Raw genomic sequence first — 21,042 nt, forward strand, 5'->3', positions numbered from 1 at the left:
GTGTTTTCGTGCGGTCGATCGGCCTGGCCCGCAGTGGGAATTCTCAAGGGCCGGCGAGCCAAACGGCCCCACATGGTAGATGCCGACGCCGGGATCTCGGTCTCCGTCAAGGGGGCAAAGAAGCGTGACGCCGGGAGAGGAATCGCCCGGCTTCCGGAAGCAGTCCGTAATCGACTCGGCGTCCTGAGCGGCGATCCGGTGTGTATCGAGGGCGACCGCCAGACTGTCGCGAAGGTCTGGCCCGACGATGGCACCGGTGAGTACGTGCGCATCGACGCCGATACGCGATCGAATGCCGACGTGACTGTCGGCTCTGAGGTCTCCCTCCGCCGTGCCTCACTCCAGGACGCCGAGCGGGTCGAACTCCGGCCGATCGACGGGACGATCGAAGGCAACGGTGTCTCGACGATCGACGATCGACTCGGGAACGTCCCGGTCCGACCCGGTGACCGCGTGACCGTCCCGGAGGTCGGGACGTTCCACGTCGAGGACACTGACCCGGACGGGACGGTTCGCGTCGTCGACGGGACCACGTTAACCGTGGGCCAACCGATAGACGACCCCGAGCCCAGTGAGGACGACACTACGGAGTCGGGAGACGCGAGCGAGCCCGGCTCGGTCACCTACGAGGACATCGGTGGCCTCGACGACGAACTCGACCGGGTTCGGGAGATGATCGAACTGCCGCTGTCTGATCCCGACGTGTTCGATCGGCTCGGGATCGAGCCGCCGAAGGGCGTCCTGTTGTATGGTCCGCCGGGCACCGGGAAGACGCTGATCGCGAGGGCGGTCGCCAACGAGGTCGACGCCTACTTCGAGGCCATCTCCGGCCCGGAAATCGTCTCGAAGTACAAAGGCGAGAGCGAGGAACAGCTCCGGGAAGCGTTCGAACGGGCCGAAGACGAGGCCCCGTCGATCCTGTTCGTCGACGAGATCGACTCCATCGCCGGCGCGCGAGACGACGACAGTGACATGGAAAACCGCGTGGTCGCCCAGTTGCTCACGTTGCTCGACGGATTGGAATCCCGCGGCCAGGTCGTCGTCATCGGCGCAACTAACCGGGTCGATGCCGTCGATCCGGCGCTTAGACGCGGCGGGCGCTTCGATCGGGAGATCGAGATCGGCGTACCCGACCGCGAGGGCCGCCAGGAGGTACTCGAAGTTCACACCCGCGGTGTGCCACTGGACGAGGACGTCGATCTCGAACGCCTCGCCGGCCGGATGCACGGCTTCGTCGGGGCGGACGTGGCCTCGGTCGTAACTGAGGCGGCGATGGAAGCCCTCCAGCGCGAACGCGACGAACCATCCGTGACGCGGGCGGACTTCGAACAGGCCCTCGCCGGTGTCGAGCCGTCGGCGATGCGGGCCTACGTCGCCGAGTCACCGGCTGGCGATTTCGCGGACGTGGGGGGTCTCGATGACGTCAAGGAGACCCTCAGAGAAGCTGTCGAGTGGCCGCTCCGATACGGCCCGCTGTTCGAAGCGACCGACACGGATCCGCCGACCGGCGTCCTCCTCTATGGCCCGCCGGGCACCGGGAAGACGCTGCTGGCTCGGTCCCTTGCCGGGGAAACCGACGTCAACTTCATCCGCGTCGCGGGTCCGGAGTTGCTCGACCGCTACGTGGGCGAGAGCGAGAAGGCAGTTCGGGAGGTGTTCGAGCGTGCCCGCCAGACCGCACCCTCGATCGTCTTCCTCGACGAGATCGACGCCGTCGCCACCCAGCGGGGCGAGAGCCACGAAGTGACCGAACGCGTGGTCTCCCAACTACTAACGGAGCTGGACGCGGCCGGCGAGGATCCGAACCTCGTCGTCCTGGCGGCGACCAATCGCCGGGACGCCCTCGACGACGCGTTGGTTCGGCCCGGTCGGCTCGAAACCCACGTCGAAGTGCCCGCGCCCAGCCGGGACGCCCGGCGGGCGATTCTCGACGTGCACACGGCGACCAAGCCGCTGGATGCGGACGTCGATCTGACCGAAGTTGCGACCGACACGGCGGGGTTTTCCGGGGCAGATCTCGACGCGTTGGTCCGGGCCGCCTCGATGCGAGCCATCAGGCGGGTCGCTGCCGGTACCGACCCGTCTGTCGCCAACGAACGGACCGACGAGGTCACGATCCGCAAGCAGGATTTCGCGGCTGCTCGCGAACGGATCGAGCCAAGCCTGGGCTAACAATCGAAGACGAGGAGACGGGAGCCGGTTGTCCGGACAACCGGCATCGAGGCGCGGCCGAGCAGCGTGGCGGGTGTGTGCCGGCTAGGCGAGAAAAGCGCCGCGCCGGCGCCTGAATTTTCCAGCCCTGGATAAATAAATGTCTGCATCCGTCGCCGAACCCGGAGTCCCCCCGCGATTTTCACTCACTCGCCGTCCAGATACGCGTCGAGACCGTCGCGCAAGTTTTCGAACTCGGCTTCGAGGTTTTTCTTGAAAAAGCGTTCGACGCCGGGGATCCGCCCCTCGACAGTGAAGGTGTTCGTGAGACGCGTTCCCGTCTCCGTCGGCGTGAGTTCGTGTTCGCCGACGACGCGCACTGCCTTCGACCGACCGACGAACTTGACGAACTCCGGTTCCCGGCGCTCGACGTCTTCCGTCTCGACGGTGATCGTCCGATTGATCACGGGGATCGGGAGCGAGATCTCCCAGGTCGCCGATCGGTCGCCGTCGACAGTGTAGTCCTCGACGACACTGATGTATTTTGCACGCTGTTCCGGATCAGCGATAAATCGCCAGACTTCCTCCGGCGTCGCCGACACCTCGATCACTTGCTCCAGACGGATCGACATAGGCGAACCTGGGACGGGTCGGCAAAAAGTCCGCCGCTAGCTCCGGGTCACTCGCCAGGTTGTCGACCGCGCCCGCCCCCACTTCTCGATATCTACTTCGTCGGCCTTCTCCGCGAGGTGTGGGAGCCGAACACCGACCTGCTTGGCCGAGAGCCCGATGCTCTCGGCGATGTTCTTCGCGCGGAAGTAGCTGTCACCGCTGGCGACCCGCGTCCGCAGGTACTCCAGGATGCGCTGTTCTTCCTCGTTCAACTCGACCATACCTAGAGTAACGGCTGTAGCGATAAAAGCCGTTTGTTCAATCAAAGGCGTGGCTGGCGGCGACGGCCGCCGAACCCGCGCCGATGGCCAATGCGAACCCCGCCGCAGCGACCAGATTGTCGGCCGCACCCAGAAGCATGACGAGTGCCCCGGCGAGTGCGAGGACGCCAAAGAGAATCGTCAGCCCAAAGCCTTTCTCGGAGTCGATCGTGGCTGGCATGCCCGCTGATTCGCGTCCATCCCGCTTGTAAGTTTGGCTGCCGGAGAAGACTGAAGCACGTGCCTCCATCGTCAAGGCCTATAGGCAGCGGCCTGTTTCGCGAGCATATGCATGACGTGATCGTGGTCGGTGCCGGCCCGGCGGGCAGTCGGTTCGCTCGGCGGGCCGCCAGCGATGGGCACGACATCCTCGTCTTCGAACAGGGGGAAATCGGCGAGCCACTGGCCTGTTCGGGCCACGTCAGTACGGACGTCCTGGAGTTCGTCCCGCCCGACGACCGCGATAAGTTGCGGCAAAACGAGATCTACGGTGCGCGGTTTCACCTCGGCGGCCCGGCGAGCCGAGCCTATCCCTTCTACAAGGACGAGGTCGTTTCCCGAGTCATCGACCGGGTCGAACTTGACCGGACCCTCGCCCGCGCCGCGAGCGAGGCTGGCGCGGACGTTCGGGACGGCCATACTGTCACAGACGTCGAGGAACGCGATGATTCCGTCGTGGTGACGGTCTCCGGACCGGACGGCGTCGAGACCCATCAGTCGCGGATGGTCGCCGGGTGTGACGGCCCACAGTCCCGCGTCCGTGACGCGGTTTCCCTCCCGGAACCCGACGAACTTCTCCACGGCGTCCTGGGGTTCGACGACGATCCCGACGACGGTGACTTCGTCGACGTCCACCTGACCGTGCCCCGCTTTTTCGCCTGGCGGATCCCCCGTGGTGACGCCGGCGTCGAGTACGGGCTCGCCGTCCCACCGGGTGAAGCCGCCGGGGATCGCTTCGAGGCCTTTACCGATTCCTACGGCGTCGAGACGGATCGCCGCTGCTCCGGATTGATCCCGATCGGCCCGCCGGATTCGGTCACGAGCGAGCGGACGTTTCTGCTCGGCGATGCGGCGGCCCAGACGAAACCGTTCACCGGCGGCGGGATCCGCTATGGCATGACCGCAGCTGATCACGCCGCCCGCGAGATCGACCCGACTGATCCCTCGACACTGGCTGCGTACGAGCGTGCCTGGCGGCGGGATCTGGGCCGAGAAATCTCCCTCGGGTCGTGGGTTCGTCGTGGGTACTCGTTCCCGGCGCCGCTTCAGCGAGTCGGCCTGGGGCTGTTGGCGGGCGAGATCGGCGTTCACATGGACGAACCGTCGTCGCTGTTCTCGCGGGAACAGCTCGCTGCACTCCGGTCCCGATAGCGACGCCTGGTGGGGCCGGTCGACGCTTACTCGAGCTGTTCGACGAGGCTCTCGACGTCCGTCCGATCGAACGCGGGGATCGGTCCGGGTGTCGTGCGTGTCAGCGTCGCTGCGGCGACCGCGTGTGAGAGTGCCGCGTCCGGTCGATCACCGGCGAGCAGTTGGGCGACGAACGCGCCACTGAAGGCGTCGTGCTGGCCGGCAGCGTCGACCGTCTCGGCTTCGACACTCTCGATCTCGTGGACGACGCTGTCGTCGATGACGAGTGCTCCATGTTCGCCACGAGTCATTGCGAGCAGATCGATATCCCACTTGGAGGCGACGCCGTGAGCTGCTTCCCGGGGATCACCTGTCCGTCCGAACACCGTTCGCAACTGGTTTTCGTTGGCGATCAGGACATCAACGTGTTCGAGCATGGGGGTCAGCGTCTCGCGGGCGTCTTCGGCGTCCCAGAGGCGCGGGCGATAATCGAGTTCGAACACTGACAGTCCGTTGTCGCTCCCACTGGCCCTGAGGACGGCGGCGACCGTCTCGGCTGCCGTCTCCGAGAGGGCTGCCGAACTCCCGGCGACGAAGACGCCATCGGCCGCCTCGACGTCGTCCATCGGGATGTCCGCGGGCGTCATCGAACCGGCCGTCGCCCCGTCGCGGTCGTGGATGATAACCGGCTCTCTCGGCGGGACGCCGGGCTGGCGGAATTCGAGTCCGACCCGGCCGCTTTCCGTCCAGGCCACGTCGGTCTCGACGCCGTATTCCCTGAGTTCGCTGACGACCCGTTTGCCCAGTTGCGTCGACGGGAGTTTCGACGCCCAGGTCGCGTCCGCACCCAGGGCAGCCGCCGCAATCGCCACGTTACTTTCCGTTCCCGTTGCCGTCAGCTGGACGGTCTCACTGCCGACAAATCTGCGGTTCCCCGGCGGACTCAGCCTGAGCGGCGTTTCCCCGACCGTGATGAGAGAAGGCATAACGCATTCATCTGCGGCAACATGCTTAATTGATACGGTCGAGCAACGGCCCATCCACAGACTCAATCGAGTCGTCTCGTCGTATGGCCGGGATAGTCCCGCTCGAAGCGCTCGGCCAGTTCGTCGGCGTCGATCTCGACGACGACTGGGCGGCCGTGCGGACACGCATAGGGGTTCTCACACGCCTCGAGCCGTTCGAGCAAGTCGACGATCGACCCCTCTGTCAGCGACGTGTTCCCGGTGATCGACGGATAGCAAGCGAGGTCGGCAAGCACCGCCTCGGCCGCCGCCTCGACGGTCGCCCCCGGATCGCTGTCGCTATCGACGAACGACGAGAGCACGTCCCGAAGGAGCTCGGGATCGGCAGTCTCGGCGACCAGCGACGGCACGGTCGTGACTGCAACGGTCCGGTCGTCGACCCGTTCGGCACTGAACCCGAGTCGCGCGAGCGCCGCCTGGAAGTCCTCGAACAGCGAGGATTCCCTGGCCGTGAGATCGATCTCGACCGGCTGGGCCAGCGCCTGCGTCGTCGTCTCACCCGCGAAGGCGTCCCGGAGACGCTCGTAGTTGATTCGTTCGTCAGCCGCGTGCTGATCTATCAAGACGAGTCCGGTATCCGTCTCGGCGACGACGTACGTCTCCTGGAACTGCCCGAGAACCCGCATCGACGGCAACGAGTCGAACGTCTGCTCGAGCGGCTCCTCGCCACTCTCCAGGCGGGTCTGGGAACCGGCATCGACCACCGCCGTCTCGGCATCACCAGCCCCACGCCGTTCGGGCTCGCCGGATCCTTGAGACGTGCCCTCACCGTGGCCGGCGGACGCCGGTGATCCCGTCTCTGCCGGAGGGGCCGCGCTGTCCGGTTCGGTTCCGTGCTGTGTGCGCCCCGTCCGGCGTTCCGGCTCCGTATCGGTTTCAGCCTGATTGGGCGCTTTCGTGAACCCATGCTCACTTTCGGTCCGCTGGCTCGCATCCGATTTGCTCGCCGCTGGAGTCGGTTCGGCTGACTGGTCGCTACCCGAAGGTCTCGACGCATCGTTGGTCCCTTTGGCGATCGATGGCTCACTTTCGGACTCCTCCCGACTACTCTCTGACGTACTCACGCCACTGTCGGGTGTGGTCGCCGTCGGATCGATCTCGGTCTGTTCGGGCGCAGACTGGCCGCGGGGGGCCCCGGAGCGGATCAGTCCGTTTTCCAGCAGTGTCTCCTCGACGGCGGCCCGGACCTGCTCTCGGAGTCCAGCCTCGTCAGCGAACCGGACTTCCATCTTCCGGGGGTGGACGTTGACGTCGACCGTCCCCGCGGGCAATGAAAGGTCAAGCACGGCGAATGGATACCGATCCGGGGACAGCTGGTTGCCGTAGGCTTCGACGATGGCGTTGCGCGCGGCGCTCGATCGGACGTACCGGCCGTTGACGAACGTCGCTACGTACTCGCGATCCGCCCGATTGGTCTCGGGATGGCTCACCAGCCCGTCGATGGCGTCGAGTGGTCCCGCCGGCAACTCCCGGGCGTCGACGTCGATCATCGACTCCGCCACCTCACGCCCGTAGACGGCCATTACCGTCTCGCGAAGCGAGTCACCGCCCGTCGTCGCGAAGGTCTCCCTGCCGTCGTGTTCGAGTGCCACCGCGACAGCCGGATTGGCCAGCGCGTAGTTACGCACCACCGTGTTGACGTGGTCGAACTCGGTCGCGTCCCGGCTGAGATACTTCCGGCGGGCCGGCACGTTGTAAAAGAGGTCCGCGATCTCGACGGTGGTCCCTTCCGGACAGCCAGCGGCTTCGACGGTCGTCACCTCACCACCCTCGACGCGGAGTCGGGTCCCCCGATCGCCGCCGCGTGGCCGGGTCGTGATCGTCATGCGCGAGACTGCGCTGATCGCGTGGAGTGCTTCCCCACGGAACCCCAATGTGCCGACACCGGATTCAAGGTCCGAAATGTCTCGAATCTTGCTCGTCGTGTGTTCGCGGACCGCCGCGCGGGCGTCTCCCTCAGTCATTCCGACGCCGTCGTCGCTGACCCGGATCGATTCGGTCCCGCCGGCCTCGACGGCGACCCGCACGCGCGATGCATCGGCGTCGAGACTGTTCTCGAGGAGTTCCTTGACGACGGAGGCCGGGCGCTCGACCACCTCGCCCGCCGCAATGCGCTCGATCGTCGTCTGATCGAGTTCCCGGATCTCGTCCATGCTACCTCTCCGGCATCGGCCCGGAAAAACGTACGGTGCGCGGCTTGCCGCTACTCGAACTATTTTTACATATCCTGTCGAACAAACTGACAATGTCAACGAACACGAGTAAACTCCAGTGTTGTCCGCGATGTGGCAGCGACGACCGCGACCGCGTCGGCACTGATATCGTCCCCGGCGGCACCGACTGGCGATACTTCGAGTGTCAGTCCTGTGGGAACGAGTGGCGAGAATAACACACCACCCGGCACTCCCTGAAACCGAGTGTCCGCAACCGCTATCGTTTTGAGCGCCGCTTCCGTCCGGCTTCCTATGGCAGGTGTCGGCCGTCGGTTCGAACGCGCAGTTGGCACTGTTTTCGACGCCGAGCTCCCGTCATCGCCGGGCCGACCGCAGTACGTCGCGCCGCTTCCAACCTGGCTCGAAGACATCGCGCTCCGGCTTGCGTGGCCGATCGCCATCGTCAACCTCGTCGGGACGGTCTTTGGGTTCTGGTATTATGCCGGCCGGCCACTGAACGTCGAAGCGCCACTTCTGGAAGGGCAACTCGGTGCTGCACCACTCCCGGCCTGGCCAGTCGTCCCCGATAGCCCGATGGCGACGTTGCTCATCGCGCTGTCGTTGCTCGCCTGGCGGCTGGATTTGCAGGCCAACTGGCTGCACGTACTGGCCTTCTTTGGCTGTCTCAAACTGGGGCTGTGGACGCCGTTCGTGCAACTGTTCGTCAACGGCCCCGAGGGCATCGCCACCTGGTTGTACGTCTTCCTGATCACGAGCCACCTCGCGATGGTGCTGGAAGCGTTCGTGATCCATCGCTACGCGGAGTTCACGCTGTCGGCGATCGGCGTCGCCACTGTCTGGTACGGATTCAACGATCTCGTCGATTACTTCTGGCCGGTGCTTGACGGCCCGCATCACACCGTCTTGCGTGCCGAGCCGTACGTCGACGGGGCGTACGACCACGCAGTCCTCGCACACGATCTGGCGGCTGCCGCCGCGGTCGTGCTCACGATTAGCGCGATCGTCCTGGCGCTTGGAACCTACCGCTCGCAAGCGTGATGAGATCTGTCCGAAGGACCGCCCAGTCACAAACGGGATTATGAAAGCCGGCCCCGAATCGACTCGAGGGCCTGCCGGATCGATCCCCCGAATCCACGCTCGTCGGGGTCGCTCTCCTGACTCGTTTGCTCCACGGAGGGGAACTCTTCACGACGGTCGTGGTTGGTTCGACCGTCGATTGTCTCCGCAGCATCGCTTCGCTCCGAGCCGTCTGCGTCCGGTTCAGTGTGGGGCACGGCGGTATCCGTCGCCACCGCTTCGACCTCCTCGAGACGCTGTTCGAGTCGATCGACTGTCGCCATTGCCGAGTCCGCTCGACGTTCGACCGCCTCGTTCACTGATTCGACCTTCGAGACGTAGCCATCGATCGCCTGCACAGTCGATTCGAGGTCGGCGACCCGTGAATCGAGTGCGTCGAGTCTGGATTCGAGCTGTTCGATGTCCGGGTCCGAAGAGCCGGTGTCCTCGAGCACCGTCCCATCGTGGTCTCCATCGACGACGGTCCGCTCGATGGCTGCCAGCCGCTGTTCGAGTCTGTCGATATCAGTCACGGCTGTTCGTCCCCGGCTGTCGGCGCTGAACGGTCCCGTCCCCTGTTCCTCGCTGATTTTGGCTGTTGGTTCTCATATGTTCTCCATGTATCTGTTCTTCGTCCCCTGTCCGCCCCTGATTTCCGCAGTCCGTTTGTCGTTCATGCGTCGACGAGGACGAGTGAGGTCCCATCGATATCGATCCGGCGAACGATGAGTTCGCCGTCGGCCCGCTGCCACTCGACGCCTTCCCTGTCGATCCGGTTTCGTGTCTGCTCGGCCGCCGAGAGCAGTGTTGTGGTACCGAAGCGGTACTCAGCGACGACTGACGCCGGCCGCTGTCCGTGAACGATTCTGTCGAGTGCTTCCCGGATGGTGGCGTTCTCGACCGCGGCCACTGGTGTGAGCGAGCCGAAGGCCACGGACTCACGAGTGGTGCCACCGTCGTTTCGCATCGCAACGCGACGAGTGTCGATCTTGATCTCGACGGCGTCGTGGGGATAGCGCGCTGCCGATTCCTGGGTTCCACCGGCCACTCGATCGATCGTATTGACGGCTTTGGTCGCGTCGGGTGGGGGCTGTGAGGGCAGTCCGAGCACGAACGCGAACAGTGTCACACTCACAACGCCGACACCGACCCAGACGTACCACGCGTCGACTGGTGCTTCGAAGTCCATGACTACTCATCCGCCACCCTGGCCAAATCGCGTGCAGGAATTGCCGTCCGTGTCGACGACGCCGACCGCCGGATACGTCGGGGAGCATTCAGGGTTCTCACCGTCAGTATCGCCCACACCGACGCCGGTCGGCGTGATGACGATCAGCAGCGAACGGCCGGTGAAGTTGATCGGCTCGACGCGGCCGAGGCTGCGTGACTCACCCGCGATATCAGCAGTCACTGTCTGGTTCTCCCGGACGTACGTCGTTGCCGTTGTCTGCGTCGGAGACCCGACGTTTGCCGTCACTTCGAAGCGTGCGTACTCGCCGGCGACGGTGACGTCCCAGGCGTTCATCGTCGCGTACCAGTGGGTGGGAACCGGTAGCAACGGCACCCCGCCCGCGATTCTGGCTGGCCGCTTGATTTTCTTCGACCACGATCCCGCCCACTGATCCATCTTGTCGCGAACCCGCTCTTTGGCCTCTTTCGCGACGTCTTCGAGCCGTTTCTCGATCGCCTCCGAGGCGACGTTCCCGATCTTGGTTTTGACTGCCTGTTCGATGATTTCGACGTTTTTGTTGTGCTCGATATCTACCTCGATCGCACTCGCGTTCTCGATCGCCGGCCGCAGTGCTGACTCGACCAGAATCCGCCACTGATCGTCGTCGTCGCTCTCGAAAACGGTTGCGTGGCGGTAGGCGTCGGCATCGATCGCGTCGCTAACCCCCTCGAGTATCGGCTCGGTAGCGTTGCCTGTCCCGATCGCGATCGCTTGCCGTCCCGTCGTGTTGTAGCGATCCAGCGCCACGTCGGTACGCCGTTCGATCTCCGTGTGAGCGGCTGTGATCGTTTCGATCAATGACTCGCTGTAGCGATCCGAACACGTCACGCCCCGTCCAGGAGCGCTCCGTCCCTCACTCACGACGCAGGCTGCTGGTTCCGTGGGATACAGTTGCCGGACAGTGTCGTCGGCGACGCTTTCGCCAACTGTCGAGACCGATTCCGCAACCTCCACTTCGAATGTGTCCAGCGCCCCCTCGAAACTGCTGTTGGTGATCGGGTTCTCCTCGGCGGCGTCGGCTAGATTCCCGGCCAGCAGCACGTCGCCTGCGGTCTTGATCGGTACCGTCCCGTCTGGACCCCCGAGATCGAACACACTGAGGACAGCCTTGACAATATCCCCCGTTATGTCGTCGACCGGCGAATCGAATAACTCCTCGTTTCGCATCGCAAACGGTGTGAACGTGGTGTTGGCCGCGATCGCTGGAACATCCCGCTTCGTGAGATTCTCCGCGACGAGATACGTCGGCGACCCCGTGACTTCATACGAGACTCTCCCTGTCAAATTCGAGGAATTGAGCGGAACAGGGTCCGGCGCTTCTGCCGAAACCCCTTCCTGCAGAAACGTCAGCGCCTTCTCGAGGCTCAATCCGACAGCGCTGAATTGCTCGTCGATTCCCCCGACTGCACTCTCGTGGCCGTCCTCCAGTGTTTCGAGTTCCGCGATCAGCGCCTGGAGATATGCGTACCGCGCCTCATAGATCACCTTCTGTCCCACGCTCTCGTAGGGCTCCGTTCGGTCGAGATACTGTGTCGTCAGGTTCGTTTTCGTCCGCTCGATGAGTCCTGTCACCGGACTTTGCGTGCCCCGTTTGAGCAGGTCCGTCCGTGAATACTCGGCTGTGATGGCTGCGGCAGCACGTTGCATCTCGTCGAGGTCCGAAACGATCGCTGCAGCCAGGTTCGCATCGAGGAACTGCTCGTGATCCAGCGTCACTCGGGTTTCGACAGTCAACTCGTCATCGAGATGCGTGGTCACGTTCGCTTCAGTGTCGATCCGATTCGGTAACGCCGCTTCGACCCACGCCGCGTATGCGTCCGCGCTGGTGTCACCTCCCAGCAACGACGCTGTCAGTTTCTCGCCCCCTCCGTCGTAGTTCCTGAAATCCGCCGGGAGGCCGTCGATTCGACTTCCCCGAGCGTATTTGTGCTTCCCGATCGAAACCGAATTCATTTCGTCGATCCTGGCGTTCGGATTCGCGTCGGCTTCCTCGAACGTCGTTGCGACTTCAAACGTCACGCTATCGGTGGCGACAATCGGGTTCTCCGGCTCGGGGTGACATCTTTTGTACTTTGTTACACGCGCTTGGACGGTCGCTGTCGCGTCGTAGTACTCGTCCTGTGGCATCGCGTCCGTGATGGTCGTTCCATTGACTGGCTGCCAATCGGTGATTGTGTACGTCCCGTCTGCATTGTTCGAGTTGTTACACGTGGCGTTTCCGGAGAGATCGAGTGAATCGGTGACTGTCGTTTGCGTCTTCGCTTGTCCGTCGATCGTATAGATCCGGTCGATGGCACTCTCGATGGCATGCTCACCGTCTCCGGCGGCCATTTTGGCAAGTGGCACGTACGCCGTCTCGTTGACCCCGATCGTATCGGTCGTGTTCATCGCTGGCGCGTCCCCACGGAGGTCACCGATTCCAGGTGCAGACGGCAACTCCCCCGTCACCTGGTCGCCGAGGGCCATCTCCGCTCCCGAACAGAGCGTGTTTGCCACACTACTGCCGTCAGCCGGCACGCTGGCTGCGAAATCCGATCCGTTCGAACGCTCGAAGACCAGTTCATCGCCAGTATAGGTGCTGTTCCCGTAACTGACATCGTTCGACCCCATGTACTCGTCGAACATCGCACCGCCGTCTTTCAGTGCCATACACGTCCAGCCGAGGCGGTTTGCATCCTGTAGCTCAGGGTCAGCGGCTCCGAAGATGTCCTTTTGTGTCCGGTAGACGGCGTCGTTCGCGGCGGGTTCGATGTGTCTGTTGGCGAGTACTTGCGCGATCGGTGCCTGATAGTTTTGGGCGTACCCTCGTGCCCAGCCGAGCGCGTAGATCCGCGCGTTGAATCGCTGCGTGAATCCTCGCTCGGTCACCCCAGCGTCGAGGGCGTTCTCGAACCGTTCGACACGCTGATGCAGTTGCATGATCGGCGTCGCGATCGACACTGTCATCGTCGTCTCACGATCCTCGATCACCCGGCCCCCGGATCGAGCGATGAACGTGACGTTTTCGATCGTGACCTCGAGGACGCCATCTTCTGGCTGCGCAAGGGAGACACGATCGATCGCTGCTCGAAGATCGGCCGGCGCTTCGATCGTCGGCACCGAGACCGTTGTCTCGACGTCGCCGGATTGCTGTCCAGCGCGTTCCAGTGACGATTCGACGTCACGGTAGATCATCGCCCGGAGGTAGTTCCGGAACGTATCGGTTGTGCCAGGTTCGGTAGCGATTCCGCCGGCATCCGGCCCGACAGTGCCCGTGGCCTTCCCCTGGAGAACTCTCCCCCAATCGGTCTCGCTGGCTTGGGTCAGTGGTTGGGCGGCGGCGGCTTCGACGCCGCGCTGTGCCCCGGTCCGGATCGCCGACTGGGCGACACTTTCCGTCTGGGAGATGGCGACACTCGCGTCGACGTCAGTGGTCACGCCCGATCGCGTCAGGGTATGGCCGACGAACGTGACGCTCGTTAGCAGGAGCAATACCCCGATGATCGCGAACGGGACGCGCCCCCGATCGTCACCCTCCAGACGACTGAGCGGGTTTCTATTCGACTTTCGCGCGTTTCGATCGCGAGTGTTGTCTCTTACTCCCATGTTCTCACCGTGATCGTGACTGTCCCGGTCGAGATGCGCTCGGCAGCAGTCGTTGCGTTGCCAAGCGGCCCGGCGGCTGGCCGCGTCGAATCTTCGGGTTCCAGATAGGCTTCGAGTTGCGTCGCGAGCGCCTGTGTCAACGCCGCGTTTGCCGTTGAGGCATTGGCGGCCCGCCGCTGAAGCGCCGGTGCGACGGCCGCCTCGACATCGTTTGATTCCGTCCCCAGAACCTGTGCCATCCGATAGTATCGATACGCCGTGAGATCGCGGGCGACACCGTTGCTTTCGAGTGCCCGCTGTGATTCTCTCGTCGGAAGATATCCGTCGATCAGCGCTTTCGCAACCGTATCCGCGACGACATCGAAATCAGCTGGATCGTCAACCCGATCGATCGCTCGCTCACGGACCGATGGCACGTCGACCGGAACGGTGAGTGTCGTGGCACTCACGTCGGTCTGTGGTGGGGGGCGCTGACCGAACTCGGCCGACCCTCTCAGTGGTCCGCCCTCAAGTGGTTCCCAGACGGCGATCACCTGTGTGTCGAAACTCGACTCGACGAGGCGCGTCTGCATGGCCGCATCGACAGCGGGTTCGTATGCGACGGCTTCCCTGGACAGTCCGACGGTCCCTCGGCTTGCCTCCGGCTGTAGCTTGTCGAGATCGAATTCGAGGTTCAACACCGCGGCTGCCGCGGCGTGAGCGACGATCGGTCGGTGGGCGAGTCGCCTGAGATTGTCGTCGGTGTACTCCCGCTCCACACCTCGAAGGCGCTCGTATTCTTCGAGTGCCTGCTCGACATCGTAGGTGACGTTCATCGTCCCCGACGCGATCGTTTCGGCGGTGTACGCCGCAGTCATCGGATCGTGGCCCACGTCGTCGCGCTCGACGAACGTCACGAGCACGCCCATCGCTGCGACGACGAGCAAGATCGCGAGCGTGACGTCCGCGACAGTACTGACCGCTCGATCCGTCTCGATCACGACCAGACCACCACCGAGAGTGTGCCTGGCTGGACATCACCGGGACTCACCCGGACCGGCACCGATCGGTTGCATCGCTCGGCGGTTGTCGGCGGCTCCGTCCCGACCACGTCCCCCTGGGCGTCGACGGTCACTGCACCGGCTGGTACAATTCGCCCCGTGTCACCGACGTACGTCACAGTAACCTGCACACTCGCGCCGTGCGGGATCGTCGAGGCATCGATCAGGGACGGGAGATCATCGCCACTGTCGTAGATGCCGTTCGTACCGATCGCCTCCCAGACTCGTTCCGCGGTAACGTCGCCGAGTGCTCGGTCCTGGCCGACCCCGTCGAGAACCTCGCCGTACAGTCCGGTATAGAGGGTGATGGCGGTACAGACGAGTGCGATCGCCGCGAGTGCAGCTAGCGGTTCGGTCTGTCCCCGAGGCGTCAATGGATCCGTTCGCATGTGCGCATACACCCCCTGGCCCGGGTATCGTACTTAAAGTCAGAGACGCAGACACTCAGAACGTCAGGCCGACGGCGACCACGGTGAGCACGTAGATCGTGACGGCTCCGACCAGTGACCGACCGATCCGATAGCCGATGAGTGGTCTGTCGAGTCCGTCCTCGAGCGCGACCGAGAGCGGTACCAGGATGAACGACAGCGAGACGACGTACGCCCCGATCACGAGTCCGAGCTGGTCGGTCGGTAACGTCGTTGCGCCCTCGATCGCTGTCGTCCCATCGCCGGACAGACCTCCGGCGAGCCCGACAGTTGCCCCCGCAACCATCGGGCCGAAGAAGGTTGCCGTGTGGTCGATCGTTTCGGTGATCGTCGAGAGCTGTCGTCTCGTCCGTGCCTCGACGTCCCGGAGTTCGTCGAGGTGGTCGGCCATCGAGACGATCGCGCGTCCGGCCGGTGCGCCCTGTTCGGCTGCGATCGCGAGTAACTCGACCGTGGCTCGGACTCGTGGACTTGGAACGTCGCTGACAACACCGTACTCCCCGAGGAACGCGTCGTGCACGCTCAGGTGCAGCCGGCGCTGAAGTCCGGCTGCTTGTTCGAGCAATTCCCCGGTCGCGGCCGGAACCTGATCGCCAGCCCGCTGGATCGCCGTTTCGACGGATTTCCCGTCGTCGACAAGTCGCCCGGTGAGGTACAGCGCGTCGGTGAGATTCGACTCGACGTCACGGATGTACGTTCGAACGTGGAGGATCGGGCGGACGTACGCAATCAACATGGCACCAGTGCCAAGTCCAGCCGAGGCCACCGGTGCCAGATGCGCGACTCCCAGGACGTTCACGAGTGAAAACCCCGCGAGGACGCCGATAGCCCCCCACAGCAGCGTGGGAAGAAACCGCGATGGGACGTCCGGATGGGACCGGGTCACCTTCGGTGGGGGAAACGCGATCGGTCGACGGACGAGCAACCAGAGGCACGCCCCGGTCAGTGTGATCGGCAAGACGATGTCGTACCCGACGACGAGATACCAGATACTGATCTCGTAGCCAACGAACCCAAGCGCCGGGAGAAGCGCGACAAGCGCCAGCGGGATCATCACCCCAAACGCGTACAGGATCGTCGTCGGCCCGCGAATGGCGTTCGTGAACTCGGCCATCCGATCTCGCGTTCCATCGAGAACGGCCCCAAGCGATCGATCCAGCGTTCGGGCACGTTCACCGGCTGGTGCCTGCTGTGCACTCGCAAGCAAGTACGCTGACCGCTGCATCGCCGGAAACCGGTCGGACCATTCCTCGGCGAAGGACAACAGCCCGGTTCGTGGTGTGCCGACGGCAGCATCGATGTGCGTCGACAGATTCGCCGCGAGTGAACTCGATCCGGTATCGGCGGCGAATCTGACGGCTGATTCGGTCGCGGGCTCGATCTGCATTCGCAGGACTGCTCGCCCGATCAAGTTCGGTGCGTCGCCGAGCGCTTCGGTTCGCTTGAACGCCGCCTGCACGTGCGGGAGTGACTGAATCCCGTGGATGGACGCCAGCGAGCAACTCAGCGAGGTGACGACAACGACGTACCATGGTAGCCACGCTGTGAGCATGACCGGGAGGAACCCACCGACGATCCCGCCACCGAAACCGGCGCTGACGTAGGTTTCGGGCTCGTAACTCACATCGAGAAACGTCACTGAATCTGCGAGGGCGTCACTTGCCTCGACCTCGAACGGATACAACCGAGCAAGCCCACCCAGGATCGTCGATCCAATCGACATCAGTCAGCTCGGATCCGTCCGGCGTACGCGCCGGCGACCTCCGTCGGATCAGTTCGGCCGTCCCTCGCGAGCCGTCCGAGACGGTCGGCTCGCTCGGCCATCGATTCCCGGATGTCGGCGTAGGCTTCGCCGGGATCGGATAACTGATGGATGAACCGACTCTCTCCCTGGTCGATCCGGCCGGTCGGTCGTGCGGCGGTGCCGTCGCTCTCGTAGAGCGGCTCGAACCGAACGTCACTTCCGTCGTAGACTACCTCCTCGATGCGTGACACTCGGCGATCACGGCCCTGCGGCGTCGGCAAAGATTGGATCGTGACCACCAGATCGGTCACGGCGAACGACGACGGATCCACACCGAGATCTGAAACTACGCGCTCGTAGACGTCCGTCGCCCCGTCGCCGTGGATCGTGCCGAGGACGGCGTTGGCGTTCGCGCCGATCCGCATGGCTTCGTACAGTACCTGGGCCTCTTCACCACGGATCTCGCCGACGACGAGGGCACCATCACCGAGTCGAAGCGCCGTTCGGAGTGCCCCCGAGGGCGTCACCTCCGGCCCGTGACTGGTGCCGGTTCGGAGTGCCTGGACGTCCCGTCCGACAGACTGCAACGATTCGACCGGCAACTCCGGCGTATCCTCGATCACGACAGTTCGCGTGTCTGCTGTGAGTTCATACAGCAATGTGCCAAGGAGTGTCGTCTTTCCAGCCCCGCGCGTGCCGGCGATGAGCGTTGCAGCGTTGCCCTCGACTGCCACTGACAGGAACCCGGCCACGTCCGGAGTGACTGTCCCGTTCTGGACAAGTTTCGGCAGCGTGAACCGGTCGCTGGCCTGCTGTCTGAACGCGAACGCGATCCCGTCGGAGACTGGTTTGGTCACCCCGGCCACCCGGACGTCAGTCTCACTATCTAGGGTCGCTTTCGCATCCACGGTCGGCGTTGCACGCGAGAACGCCCGGCCACTCGTTCGCCTGATCCGTGACGCGAGGGCGGCCGCACCGTCGGCACTCAAAAATACATTTGTGGACATCGATTCGCCATCTCTGAGAATTCTGAGCGGATTCCGTGAGACCGGTGCGGTAACGTATACGTCAGTTATCTGGGGGTCGGCAAAGAGGTCCTCGAGAATGCCATACCCCTGGGTGTGCTTCCGAAGGATCGACGTCAACAGCGGATCCACGCTACCGTCGCTCGCTGCCTGGATCGCGTGTGTTGAAGCTCTTTCGCCCGTGATATCGCCGTTTGCAATCCGATCGTATCCATCCAGCAGTCTTTCCCGCTCCGGTTCGGACAGCCTGAGTTCGGCCATATCGAGTGCGTACCGCGGAATCGCGTCCGAACGCGCGTAGATCCGGGCCTCAGTGCCGGTGTCGAGGTCGATGACTTGCTGGAGTCGGGAGTCATCATCGACGGATTGGTCGACGAAATAGTGGCCGATTGTGAGGCCGATCTCGGGCGTGAGTACCTCGCTCACGCTGTCGATCTGCGCCGCTGTTTCGAGCAGTCCGGATTCGACGCCGACGTCCGCGATCGGATCGACTCGTTCACGGAGTTCCGAAGCCACCGCGAGGGGCTCTGTTACAACCCGCTGTTCGATGGCCCGCTCTCGATCCCCGAGGAGGTTGATAAACCGGCCCGCAGCCGACAGGAGGGCGGCTGCGTTGTTTCGATAGCGGTGCCGACAACCGTTCGACTGGACCAGGATTTCATCAGCCGGACCGGCAACGAGATTACGCACGACGGTTTCTCGACAGTCCGGCGACGCCTCGAGATCACCGTCACACTCGCTTGCGTCGAGACGTAACTGATTGCCAGCTTCTTCCGGCACACAGTCACACGCGTCCGAACGCTTCTGCTGTAGCACCTCCAGCAGGGTTTCGAGCCCCAGCTTCCGGGCGAGTTCCGTGGCCGACGATCCGGCGGCAGTGTCTGACATGCAGGGGATGGCTGCCCACTCGAATATAAACGCACGCGACAGGGTCGAGCCATCGGATGGACTGGCAATCTGCTACAGCCAGCGGGTCGGCGTCCGATCTGCGTGAGGAGGCCACACTTCGTGCTGACCAGCCCATCGATATACTGGACGATTACGCGCGATCTCTCGTTGCATCTTCCCGAGAAAGCGTCGAGAATCAACGCATTTGACGGAATGTGATACAGAGGATCCCGCCCGGAACGTTCTTTTCTGTCGCTGCTCATTCGATTCGTATGGACGTTTCCTGGAAGTTGTTCGCGACGCTTCGGGAGGCCGCCGGGCAGGCGGAGGTGCAGGTTGCAGTTGGGACGGACGGGACAGTCGCTGACGCGCTCGAGGAACTCCTTGAGGAGTATCCCACACTCGAAACGGACGCGCTTGACGGGAACGAACTCCGGGCGCACATCAGCGTCGTTCACAATGGCGTTCGTATCGATGAGCCCCTGGCATCTGATCGTGAGCTGGCTGACGGTGACGAACTTGCGTTGTTACCCCCGTTGAGCGGCGGCTGATCGCTTTGGTTTCGTCCGGTCGGGCCCACGGGCGATCCCGGAACCTACAACTTGCCGAGGACCGACCGATCGCCCATGGGAGAGGAGTTTACGCACGTCGATGATGGCGCGGCTGATATGGTGGACATCAGTGACAAGCCGGCGTCGAAGCGTCGGGCGGTCGCCACGGGAGCGATTGAGCTCAGTGACTCGACCATCGAGGCGATCCGCGAAGACGAGATCGGAAAGGGAAACGTTCTCGCGACCGCACGCGTCGGGGCGATCCAGGCCGTCAAACACACCTGGGAGACAATCCCGCTGTGCCACCAGATTCCGATCACGAACGTGACAACGGACTTCACTGTCGGCGAGGACGCGGTACAACTCCGGGTAACTGTCGAGACGATCGGGCAGACTGGGTGTGAGATGGAGGCCCTAGAGGGCGTCACCACGGGTCTGAACGTCGTCTGGGATATGGTCAAGGCCGCTGAAAAGGACGACGACGGATCCTATCCTGAGACGGCGATCCGAGACGCAACCGTTGTCGAAAAGACAGTCCAACAAGCAAGTGAGTCAGAGTAACCAGCATTGGGATTGATCGCTGCGCCAGGATGGCAGATTCTTTGTGGGGCCACCAGCGCGTCGAGAACTGCCCCTGTCCGAGGCGACAGTCCACGATGTGGCGAAGATGTTCGCTGCAAGGTCTTTCACGATGAGTCCCGTGGCTTCGTCCATGTCGGGAGCGACGGGAGATGATACAGCGGTCGATCCGGACGTGATTGCCCGCCGGGTTCGTAATCGTGCCGAGCAGACGAAACGCCGAGAAGTTGCCGTCGCGACCGCAAAACTCGACGGACGCTATCACGAAGAACTGGAAGCGCTCAGTGAGCAATTAACCGGCCGGCTTCTCGCGGGGCCGCTGGCCGCACTCGAGGTGGCCGCCGAACGTGACGACCAGACACTCGCAGGGGACGTAGCGACGTTGTTCGGTGTCGACCGCTGTGCGGAAACAATGGAGGCGACTGGTGACGACATCCAAAAGCAGGTTACATCACTTGAGCATTAAGTATCGCAGTGTCGCGTGGTTATTGTCCGTGACTTGATTGGATGGTCGTGTCGGACTGGTTATCTGACCCGTCCAGGAACCCTTCCAGGAGATTGCGCTGGGCGGCCGCCAGATGTTCGGTGAACGTCGGCGTCGCGACGTCAAGTTCCGTTGCGACCGCTTCAGCAGTGGCGTTCCGTGGATATTCGAAGTAACCCATTTCGTATGCAGTCTCTAAGACTTCCCGTTGGCGGGCCGTCAATTCGCCAGGATCAGTGACCCACAGCGGCCCCGATTCGCTCTCCGGCGGGGCTCGGACGAGTGTTCCTACCTGGACGCCATCACGGGATTCTCGAAGTGTTGAGACAATGGCTCTGATGCCATCGAGATCGGCGGCAAGGACGGTCACGAACAGCGTTCCGTCGACGACCTGTACGTCTCGAACGGTACAGCCTTCTCGCTCGATACATTCACAAGCACAGCCCTGGCCACGGGATCGCGCCAGCCGATAGATCGTCCGGCGATCATCCTGAAAGATCGCTGTGGCGTCACCCAGCGTGTCCGGACAATCGCCCTCGCGGACAGTGAACTCGTCGTGGACCCGCCCATCCTCGTCCGGGACGGCGCTCCGTGACACCGATGCCACTGGTCCACAGTCCCGGGACACAGCCGCGACGTCACACTGGGGTGGTTCCTCGATGACGAGTTTCGCCCGAATACCCTCCATTGGTGTACATACGGGCGGTGGATCGGTAACCTGTTTGGGCCGAACTGGTTCGGCTCTGCTCCCGCAGAGAGACTTAAAGGTCGTCCCGAATATATTTTACAAACTTTCAAC

The 21,042-nt window shown here is 63.4% G+C and carries 20 protein-coding genes; 7 read left to right on the top strand and 13 right to left on the bottom strand.

Annotated features, from left to right (window positions below):
• Positions 1-72: 72 nt before the first annotated feature.
• Positions 73-2,172: an AAA family ATPase gene (locus tag HUTA_RS00005; RefSeq protein WP_012795068.1), complete on the top strand. Its 2,100-nt coding sequence runs from the start codon at positions 73-75 to the stop codon at positions 2,170-2,172.
• 185 nt (positions 2,173-2,357) lie between these two features.
• Here HUTA_RS00005 and HUTA_RS00010 read toward each other — a convergent pair whose 3' ends face one another.
• Genes HUTA_RS00010 through HUTA_RS00020 form a run of 3 tightly spaced genes read right to left on the bottom strand, consistent with a single transcriptional unit; the run spans position 2,358 to position 3,264 of the window.
• A complete protein-coding gene (locus HUTA_RS00010; RefSeq protein ID WP_012795069.1) occupies positions 2,358-2,783 on the bottom strand; it encodes a CoxG family protein in 426 nt (141 codons plus the stop codon).
• Between the two features lie 36 nt (positions 2,784-2,819).
• Positions 2,820-3,044 (bottom strand): DUF7123 family protein, encoded by a 225-nt coding sequence (locus HUTA_RS00015; protein ID WP_012795070.1) that lies wholly within the window; start codon positions 3,042-3,044, stop codon positions 2,820-2,822.
• A 37-nt stretch (positions 3,045-3,081) separates the two neighbouring features.
• Entirely contained in the window at positions 3,082-3,264 is a 183-nt protein-coding gene (locus tag HUTA_RS00020; protein ID WP_143920301.1) for a DUF7525 family protein, read from the bottom strand.
• A gap of 107 nt (positions 3,265-3,371) precedes the next feature.
• Between HUTA_RS00020 and HUTA_RS00025 the strand changes: the two genes are divergently transcribed.
• Positions 3,372-4,454: a geranylgeranyl reductase family protein gene (locus HUTA_RS00025; protein ID WP_012795072.1), complete on the top strand. Its 1,083-nt coding sequence runs from the start codon at positions 3,372-3,374 to the stop codon at positions 4,452-4,454.
• Positions 4,455-4,480: 26 nt separating this feature from the next.
• On the opposite strand, the gene HUTA_RS00030 is transcribed toward HUTA_RS00025, so the two are convergent.
• Both HUTA_RS00030 and mutL read right to left on the bottom strand, forming a co-directional pair.
• A complete protein-coding gene (locus HUTA_RS00030) occupies positions 4,481-5,419 on the bottom strand; it encodes a sugar kinase (RefSeq protein ID WP_012795073.1) in 939 nt (312 codons plus the stop codon).
• Positions 5,420-5,481: 62 nt separating this feature from the next.
• Positions 5,482-7,611, bottom strand: a complete 2,130-nt coding sequence (gene mutL, locus HUTA_RS00035) for a DNA mismatch repair endonuclease MutL (RefSeq protein ID WP_012795074.1) — start codon at positions 7,609-7,611, stop codon at positions 5,482-5,484.
• A gap of 92 nt (positions 7,612-7,703) precedes the next feature.
• On the opposite strand from mutL, the gene HUTA_RS15430 reads away from it, so the two are divergent.
• Both HUTA_RS15430 and HUTA_RS00040 read left to right on the top strand, forming a co-directional pair.
• Complete coding sequence (locus HUTA_RS15430) at positions 7,704-7,847, top strand: hypothetical protein (protein WP_169304871.1); 144 nt, start codon at positions 7,704-7,706, stop codon at positions 7,845-7,847.
• Between the two features lie 76 nt (positions 7,848-7,923).
• Positions 7,924-8,670, top strand: a complete 747-nt coding sequence (locus tag HUTA_RS00040) for a DUF1405 domain-containing protein (protein ID WP_012795075.1) — start codon at positions 7,924-7,926, stop codon at positions 8,668-8,670.
• A 38-nt stretch (positions 8,671-8,708) separates the two neighbouring features.
• Here HUTA_RS00040 and HUTA_RS00045 read toward each other — a convergent pair whose 3' ends face one another.
• The 7 genes from HUTA_RS00045 to HUTA_RS00075 all read right to left on the bottom strand — a co-directional run bounded on the left by HUTA_RS00045 (position 8,709) and on the right by HUTA_RS00075 (position 18,629).
• Positions 8,709-9,221 carry a DUF7310 family coiled-coil domain-containing protein gene (locus HUTA_RS00045; RefSeq protein WP_012795076.1) on the bottom strand — a complete coding sequence of 171 codons (513 nt, stop codon included), beginning with the start codon at positions 9,219-9,221 and terminating at the stop codon, positions 8,709-8,711.
• Positions 9,222-9,361: 140 nt separating this feature from the next.
• The gene (locus HUTA_RS00050) at positions 9,362-9,877 is read right to left on the bottom strand and encodes a DUF7283 family protein (RefSeq protein WP_012795077.1); all 516 of its coding nucleotides are present in this window, start codon (positions 9,875-9,877) and stop codon (positions 9,362-9,364) included.
• Between the two features lie 6 nt (positions 9,878-9,883).
• Entirely contained in the window at positions 9,884-13,504 is a 3,621-nt protein-coding gene (locus HUTA_RS00055; protein ID WP_012795078.1) for a DUF7286 family protein, read from the bottom strand.
• A complete protein-coding gene (locus HUTA_RS00060; RefSeq protein ID WP_012795079.1) occupies positions 13,495-14,484 on the bottom strand; it encodes a DUF7284 family protein in 990 nt (329 codons plus the stop codon). The genes HUTA_RS00055 and HUTA_RS00060 overlap by 10 nt, the downstream gene beginning before the upstream one ends.
• Positions 14,481-14,933, bottom strand: a complete 453-nt coding sequence (locus HUTA_RS00065) for a DUF7285 family protein (RefSeq protein WP_012795080.1) — start codon at positions 14,931-14,933, stop codon at positions 14,481-14,483. The genes HUTA_RS00060 and HUTA_RS00065 overlap by 4 nt, the downstream gene beginning before the upstream one ends.
• A gap of 55 nt (positions 14,934-14,988) precedes the next feature.
• Complete coding sequence (locus tag HUTA_RS00070) at positions 14,989-16,695, bottom strand: type II secretion system F family protein (RefSeq protein ID WP_012795081.1); 1,707 nt, start codon at positions 16,693-16,695, stop codon at positions 14,989-14,991.
• On the bottom strand, positions 16,695-18,629 hold the full coding sequence (locus HUTA_RS00075; protein ID WP_012795082.1) for an ATPase, T2SS/T4P/T4SS family: 1,935 nt from the start codon (positions 18,627-18,629) through the stop codon (positions 16,695-16,697). Before HUTA_RS00075 ends, HUTA_RS00070 begins: the two co-directional genes overlap by 1 nt.
• A gap of 272 nt (positions 18,630-18,901) precedes the next feature.
• On the opposite strand from HUTA_RS00075, the gene HUTA_RS00080 reads away from it, so the two are divergent.
• The 3 genes from HUTA_RS00080 to HUTA_RS00090 all read left to right on the top strand — a co-directional run bounded on the left by HUTA_RS00080 (position 18,902) and on the right by HUTA_RS00090 (position 20,225).
• On the top strand, positions 18,902-19,180 hold the full coding sequence (locus tag HUTA_RS00080) for a ubiquitin-like small modifier protein 1 (protein ID WP_012795083.1): 279 nt from the start codon (positions 18,902-18,904) through the stop codon (positions 19,178-19,180).
• 75 nt (positions 19,181-19,255) lie between these two features.
• On the top strand, positions 19,256-19,741 hold the full coding sequence (gene moaC, locus HUTA_RS00085) for a cyclic pyranopterin monophosphate synthase MoaC (protein ID WP_012795084.1): 486 nt from the start codon (positions 19,256-19,258) through the stop codon (positions 19,739-19,741).
• A 151-nt stretch (positions 19,742-19,892) separates the two neighbouring features.
• Positions 19,893-20,225 (top strand): hypothetical protein, encoded by a 333-nt coding sequence (locus HUTA_RS00090; RefSeq protein ID WP_049941115.1) that lies wholly within the window; start codon positions 19,893-19,895, stop codon positions 20,223-20,225.
• Between the two features lie 19 nt (positions 20,226-20,244).
• Here the strand turns inward: HUTA_RS00090 and HUTA_RS00095 are convergent, their stop codons facing one another.
• Positions 20,245-20,931 carry a helix-turn-helix domain-containing protein gene (locus HUTA_RS00095; protein WP_012795085.1) on the bottom strand — a complete coding sequence of 229 codons (687 nt, stop codon included), beginning with the start codon at positions 20,929-20,931 and terminating at the stop codon, positions 20,245-20,247.
• Positions 20,932-21,042 lie beyond the last annotated feature (111 nt).

This window comes from Halorhabdus utahensis DSM 12940, from assembly GCF_000023945.1.
Taxonomy (GTDB): domain Archaea; phylum Halobacteriota; class Halobacteria; order Halobacteriales; family Haloarculaceae; genus Halorhabdus; species Halorhabdus utahensis.